Origin of the sequence: uncultured Alistipes sp. (assembly GCF_902388705.1) — a bacterium.
Lineage (GTDB): Bacteria > Bacteroidota > Bacteroidia > Bacteroidales > Rikenellaceae > Alistipes.
On the sequence record NZ_CABMQJ010000085.1, the window covers coordinates 1 to 6422 of the forward strand.

A 6422-nucleotide genomic window follows, 5' to 3' on the forward strand; every position below is an offset into this window, starting at 1 on the left:
AACGCCGCGGAGGCGGCCGTGGTCGACGGCGTCGAGGTGCTCGGCGCCGGGAGCCTGAAAGAGGTGATTGCCCTGCTGAACGGGGAGGCGGAGCCGATGGCCGCCGTGCCGGACAGCACGGAGCCGTTCGAAGCGGCGGCGGGCTGTTACGAAGAGGATTTTGCCGACGTAAGGGGGCAGGTGCACGTGAAACGGGCGCTGGAGATAGCTGCGGCAGGCGGGCACAATGTGCTGATGATCGGTGCGCCCGGCTCGGGCAAGACGATGCTGGCGCGCCGCATGCCTTCGATTCTGCCGCCGCTGTCGCGGCAGGAGGCGCTGGAAACGACCAAGATACATTCTGTGGCCGGAAAAACGGGGTTTGCGGGCGGACTGATGACGCAGCGGCCGTTCCGGGCTCCGCATCACACCATCTCGCAGGTGGCGCTGATCGGCGGCGGGCAGTCGCCGCGGCCCGGCGAGGTGTCGCTGGCGCACAACGGGGTGCTGTTCCTCGACGAACTGCCCGAATTCGGGCGCAGTGTGCTGGAGGTGCTGCGGCAGCCGCTGGAGGATAAGAAAATCACCGTATCGCGGGCGAAATACAGCGTGGAATATCCCGCCGACTTTACGCTCGTGGCGGCGATGAATCCCTGTCCGTGCGGCTATTACAATCATCCGGCAAAGGAGTGCGTCTGCTCGCCGGGTTCGGTGCACCGCTACATGAGCCGGATTTCGGGGCCGCTGATGGATCGTATCGACCTGCATGTCGAGGTGACGCCCGTACCTGCGGCGGAACTTTCGGCGGCGGCTCCCGCAGAGCCGAGCGCCGCAGTGCGCGAGCGGGTGATGCGGGCGCGGGAGGTGCAGGCCGCGCGGTTCCGGGAGGTGGCGGGCGTACACACGAACGCCGGGATGAACGCGGCGATGCTGCGGGAGTACTGCCGCCTCGACGCGGCTTCGGCGGCGCTGCTGGAACGGGCGATGGAGCGGCTGAACCTTTCGGCGCGCGCCTATGACCGCATTCTGAAAGTGGCGCGGACGATTGCCGATTTGGCGGGCCGCGATAATATCGCTGCGGCCGATGTGGCCGAGGCGATCAACTACCGGTCGCTGGACAGAGGAGGCTGGGGCCGATGAGACGATGGCTCGAAATGGCGTTGCGGGCGGCGCTCACCGGGACGGTGCTGGCCGCGGCGGCAGATGCGGAGGCTTACAACGGGGTGAAGACCGAATTCCGGGAAAAACTGGCCCGGGTCGAGATATTCATGGATTTATGGACGGGGAAAAACCCGAAATTCCTCGGGGAACCCGTCGGGATAGGAAAATAAAGGGTTATGAAGAAAATCATCCTTTCGGGCGGCGGAACGGGCGGACATATTTATCCGGCCGTGGCGGTCGCCGAGGCGCTCAAACGGCGGTTCGGCGATGATGTCGAACTGCTTTTCGTCGGTGCCGAGGGTAAAATGGAGATGGAAAAAGTGCCGGCGCTGGGGTATCGTATCGTCGGCCTGCCGATTGCGGGCCTGCAGCGGCGCATGGACTGGCACAACCTGACGGTGCCGTTCAAGGTGCTGAAAAGCATCCGGATGGCGAAAAAGACAATCCGCGATTTCGGGGCCGACGCGGTCGTCGGCTTCGGCGGTTATGCCAGCGCCCCGGTGTTGTGGGCCGCACAGCGCCTGGGGGTGCCGACGGTGATTCAGGAGCAGAACTCCTACGCCGGGCTGACGAACAAGATACTGGCGCGGGGGGCCCGGCGCATCTGCGTGGCCTACGAGGGCATGGAGCGCTTTTTTGCCCCCGGTAAGATTACGATGACGGGCAATCCCCTGCGAGGCCGCTTCTCGAAGCAGGGCGCCGACCGCGCCGAGGCGTTGGCCTATTACGGCTTTACGGCGGAGCTTCCGGTGGTGCTGGTCGTGGGCGGCTCGCTCGGTACACGTTCGCTCAACGAGATGATGAAAGCGTGGGTACGCTCGCTCGGGGGCGCCGATGCGCCCGTGCAGGTGATTTGGCAGACGGGTAAGTATTACGAGCGCGAGATGCAGGCGTTTCTGGCGGCGCATCCGGCGAAGAACGTCTGGCAGGGCGCTTTTATCGATCGCATGGATTACGCCTATGCGGCGGCCGATCTGGTCGTGTCGCGCAGCGGTGCGGGGACCGTTTCGGAGTTGTGCCTGGTGGCCAAGCCCGTGCTGTTCGTGCCGTCGCCCAACGTGGCCGAGGATCACCAGACCAAGAATGCCCGGGCCCTGGAGGCCAAGGGCGCGGCGGTCGTGGTGCCCGATGCCGAAGCCCGCACCAAAGCGATGGCGCGCGCGATGGAGCTGCTCGCCGACAGGCAGGCGCTGCGCACGATGAGCGAGAACCTCGAAAAGCTGGCGCGCCCCGATGCGGCGGAGCGGATTGTGGATGAGATTGTAAAGGTTATAAAGTGACGCACGGGCCGGAAGCGTCGTCCGCTGCAGGGCGCCTTCGTCCCGGAGGGGAGCGGGGCGGTTTCGCAAATGCGAATGCGGTGTGCAGGGGCTTCGGGGCGTGCAATTAGCAAAACGAATCGATGGAGTTTCAAAAGGTCTATTTTCTGGGAATCGGCGGCATCGGCATGAGCGCCCTTGCCCGTTATTTCATGTACGGGGGCAAGCAGGTGGCCGGGTACGACCGCACCCCCTCGCACCTGACGGACGAATTGTCGGCCGAGGGGGCGGCAATCCACTTCGAGGACGACGTGCGGTTGATTCCCGCCGGGTTCCTCGATCCGGCGGACACGATGGTGGTCTACACCCCGGCCGTGCCGCAGGAGCACGGCGAGTTGCAGTATTTTGCGGAGAACGGGTTTCGTATCGAGAAGCGCTCGCAGATGCTGGGGCACCTGGCCGAGGGCAAATACGTCATGGCCGTGGCGGGTACGCACGGCAAAACGACGACCTCGACGCTCGTGGCGTGGCTCAACCGCGGCCTGACGGGCGGGGGCAGCGCATTCCTGGGCGGCATTTCGAAGAATTTCAACGGGAACCTGGTGCTGGACGGCAACGGGGTGCAGGGCCTGCGCCCGGTGGCGGAACGCGGCGCGGCAGCTTCCGAATCCCGTCCTGCGGGCGGGCGGCTGGCGGTCGAGGCCGACGAGTTCGACCGTTCGTTCCTGCGCCTGTGGCCCGATGTGGCGGTGGTGACGTCGGCCGACGCCGACCACCTCGATATTTACGGCACGCACGAGGCGGTGAAAGAGGCTTTCTCGCAGTTCGTGCGGCAGATTCGCCCCGGCGGGTACCTGATTATCAAACAGGGGGTCGACATCGTGGTGGACAATCCGCAGATTACGGTCTACCGTTATGCGTACGATGAGCCGTGCGACTTCTACGCCCGCAATGTGCAGCTGCTGGAGGGCGGATACTACCGCTATGACATCGTGACGCCCGGCGGTGTAATCGAAGGGTGTACGCTCGGCATACCGGGCTGGGTGAACATCGAAAATTCGGTGGCGGCCGTGGCTTCGGTATGGTGCGCGGCGAAAGCCGACGGGACGGAGCCGGATGCCGGTAAGCTGCGGGAGGCGCTGGCGTCGTTCTCGGGCGTGAAACGCCGCTTCGAGTTCTACGTCAATACCCCGAAGCAGGTCTATATGGACGACTACGCCCACCATCCGCGCGAGCTGGCGGCGACGCTGACCTCCGTGCGGAAGATGTTTCCCGGGCGGCGCGTCACGGCGCTGTTCCAGCCCCACCTCTACACCCGCACGCGCGACCTTTACGCGGAGTTCGCCGAGGCGCTGTCGCATGCCGACGAAGTGGTGCTGCTGCCGATATACCCGGCGCGCGAGGAGCCGATTCCGGGAATCACCTCGGAGATTATCGCCGAACGGGTGGCTGTGCCGTGCCGCATCGTCGGCCGGGAAACGCTGGCCGACACCGTGGCGGCGATGGACACCGATGTGGTAATCAGCTTCGGGGCGGGCAATATCGACGCCTGCTGCGGGGCGCTGGCCGAAAAACTGAAAGCGAAAAGCTGACCCGCACGACCGCCTGCCGCAGGCGGCCCGCGGATGAAAGACGGAGCGTCGTGCCCCGATGGGTGCACGGCCTGAACGAACGATTGAACGAACCGGTTTGAAAAAGTATATCCGATACGCACTGCTCGCACTGCTGTGGGGCGCCGTGGCCGCATATATCCTGTATGCGGGTGCGACGGCGCGGAGCCTGCGTGCCGGACGGAAGGTCAGCCGGGTCGAAATCGAAGTGGTCGACAGTTCGTCGGCGGGATACCTCGTTTCGGGTCGCATGGTGCGCGGATGGATTTCGCACAGCGGAATCCCGACGTCCGGCACGGCAGTTGATGATGTGCCGCTGACTGCAATCGAAGAGCTGATTGCCAAAAACGGATTCGTGGACCGCGTGGATGCATACGTTTCCTATTCCGGGGTGCTGCATATCGACATCAGCCAGCGCAAACCGCTGCTGCGGTTGCTGACCGACGGCATGGATTCGTACGTTACGCCCGAGGGGTATGTCTTTGCCGCGCCCCGCGCCTCGTCGCTCTACGTGCCGGTGGTGACGGGGACTTACCGCCCGCCGTTCCCGGCCTCCTATGCGGGGCCCGTGCGGGGGCATATCGATGCCGGAATCGCCGCGCTCGACAAGCGGATCGCCGAATTGGAGCGCGAAAAATACCCGTTCTACAAGCGGGAGCTGCAGAACGACCGCAATATCTCGGCCCTGCGCCGCATGCGAATCAAGAAGCAGTGGTGGCGGCTGGAGAGCTCGGCCGAGTTCGACAAACGGGTCGACGAACTGCGCAGGCACAAAGTCGAAATGCGCCGGAAATACCGCTACGAGGCCCGTATGATTCAGGAGGGCATCGACCGCATCGCACAGCGCCAGGAGGCCGAAAGGGCGAAACAAAAAAAGTTGGAGAAAAGCTACGAAGATTTCATGAAACTGCTTACCTTTGTAGAGTTCATCGAAGATGACGATTTCTGGAGATCGGAAGTGGTGCAGATTGCGGCCCGAACGACCTCCAGCGGTGCGTTGGAAGTGGAGTTGGTGCCCCGCAGCGGACGCCACACCATCCTCTTCGGACGCATCGAGCAGGTGGAGCGCAAGTTCGAAAAACTGTTGCGTTTCTACCGCAGCGGCCTGCAGAATATCGGTTGGGATGCATACAGGACGATAGATGTCAGGTACAACGATCAGGTGGTTTGCAAGAAATAAAAGGATTATACCGTGGAAAAGAAGAATTATACCGTTGCCGTCGATCTGGGTTCATCGAACGTCGTGGTAGCCGTCGGCGAGAAAAACGCCGAGGGGCTGATGGAGGTGGCTTGCATCAGCTCGAAACCCGTCGAGGGGGTCAATGCGGGCAAAATCGAGAATATCGAACTGGTCAGCCGCGCGATCCGCGAGGCCGTGTCGGAAGCCGAGGAGCAGCTGGGCATCCGCGTCACGGAAGCCTATGCCGGTATCTCGGGCGACTTCGTGCGCTGTGCGCGCCATACGGATCACGTCTTTGTCTTCGATCCCCAGAACGGCGTGAACCAGAAGGACGTCGACGCCCTGTTCGACCGCATGCGGAACGTGCAGGCGCCCGACGACGAAACGATCATGGATCGCGTACCCCAGAACTACATGGTCGACGACAACCAGGAGGTCAAGAATCCCGTCGGTTCGTTCGGGAAGAAACTTTCGTCGACGTTCAACTTCATCCTTTGCCTGCGCACGCCGATGCAGCGGCTCGATATGGCGCTCAAACGGCTGGGTATCAAGATGCTGGGTGTGACTTCGAATGCCATCGCCACGGCCGAGGCCGTGTTGCTCCCCGATGAGAAGGAGGAGGGCGTTGCCGTGGTCGACATCGGCGGCGGTGTGACGGATGTGGCGGTTTACTACCGCAATGTGGTGCGTTACATCGCTACGATTCCGATGGGCGCGTCGGCCATCAACCGCGATATACGCACGATGAGCGTGCCGGAGAAGCATGTCGAAAGCCTGAAACAGAAATACGGTTCGGCGGTGGCCGAACTGGCTCCCGAGGACAAGCTCATACGCGTCAACGGCCGCACGGCCCGCGAGGCGAAGGACATCCTGCTGCGCAACCTCGCCACGGTGATCGAGGCGCGGGCTACGGACATCGCCGAGTTCGTGCTGCAGGAAATCAAGGATTCGGGATATGCCGGGAAACTGGCTTACGGAATCGTCCTGACGGGCGGTTCAGCCAAACTGAAAGACCTCGACGAACTGTTCCGCCGCGTGACCGGCATGGACGTGCGCGTCGCATCGGCCGAGCCGGGCGTCGCCGAGGAGTCGAAAGAGAAAATCGCGGATTCCTCCTATGCTACGGCGGTGGGTATCCTGCTGAAAGGCGCCGAACAGGGGGCATGCGCGTTCGTGGAGCGTCCCGCAGCGCCTGCAGCCCGGCCCGCGGAAGCGCGCCCGGGATTCCAGCCT

General features: G+C 63.3%; 6 protein-coding genes. All 6 read left to right on the plus strand.

Features of this window, described 5'->3' with window-relative positions:
* On the plus strand, positions 1-1119 hold a 1119-nt coding region (locus QZT71_RS11615), incomplete at its 5' end, for a YifB family Mg chelatase-like AAA ATPase (RefSeq protein ID WP_295916376.1).
* Positions 1116-1310 carry a hypothetical protein gene (locus tag QZT71_RS11620; RefSeq protein ID WP_295916378.1) on the plus strand — a complete coding sequence of 65 codons (195 nt, stop codon included), beginning with the start codon at positions 1116-1118 and terminating at the stop codon, positions 1308-1310. The genes QZT71_RS11615 and QZT71_RS11620, both read left to right, overlap by 4 nt.
* 6 nt (positions 1311-1316) lie before the next feature.
* On the plus strand, positions 1317-2420 hold the full coding sequence (gene murG / locus QZT71_RS11625; protein WP_295916379.1) for an undecaprenyldiphospho-muramoylpentapeptide beta-N-acetylglucosaminyltransferase: 1104 nt from the start codon (positions 1317-1319) through the stop codon (positions 2418-2420).
* Positions 2421-2542: 122 nt separating this feature from the next.
* A complete protein-coding gene (murC, locus tag QZT71_RS11630) occupies positions 2543-3991 on the plus strand; it encodes a cyanophycin synthetase (protein WP_295916380.1) in 1449 nt (482 codons plus the stop codon).
* Positions 3992-4088: 97 nt separating this feature from the next.
* Positions 4089-5189 carry a hypothetical protein gene (locus QZT71_RS11635; protein ID WP_295916383.1) on the plus strand — a complete coding sequence of 367 codons (1101 nt, stop codon included), beginning with the start codon at positions 4089-4091 and terminating at the stop codon, positions 5187-5189.
* 12 nt (positions 5190-5201) lie between these two features.
* Positions 5202-6422 (plus strand): cell division protein FtsA (gene ftsA, locus QZT71_RS11640; RefSeq protein ID WP_295916384.1); only part of this gene is annotated, 1221 nt, incomplete at its 3' end.

What these genes read in the sequence shown, in the direction of transcription:
- murC (WP_295916380.1), top strand. Translation starts at nt 2,543, where the DNA reads ATGGAGTTTCAAAAGGTCTATTTTCTGGGAATCGGCGGCATCGGCATG.
- murG (WP_295916379.1), top strand. Translation starts at nt 1,317, where the DNA reads ATGAAGAAAATCATCCTTTCGGGCGGCGGAACGGGCGGACATATTTAT.
- QZT71_RS11620 (WP_295916378.1), top strand. Translation starts at nt 1,116, where the DNA reads ATGAGACGATGGCTCGAAATGGCGTTGCGGGCGGCGCTCACCGGGACG.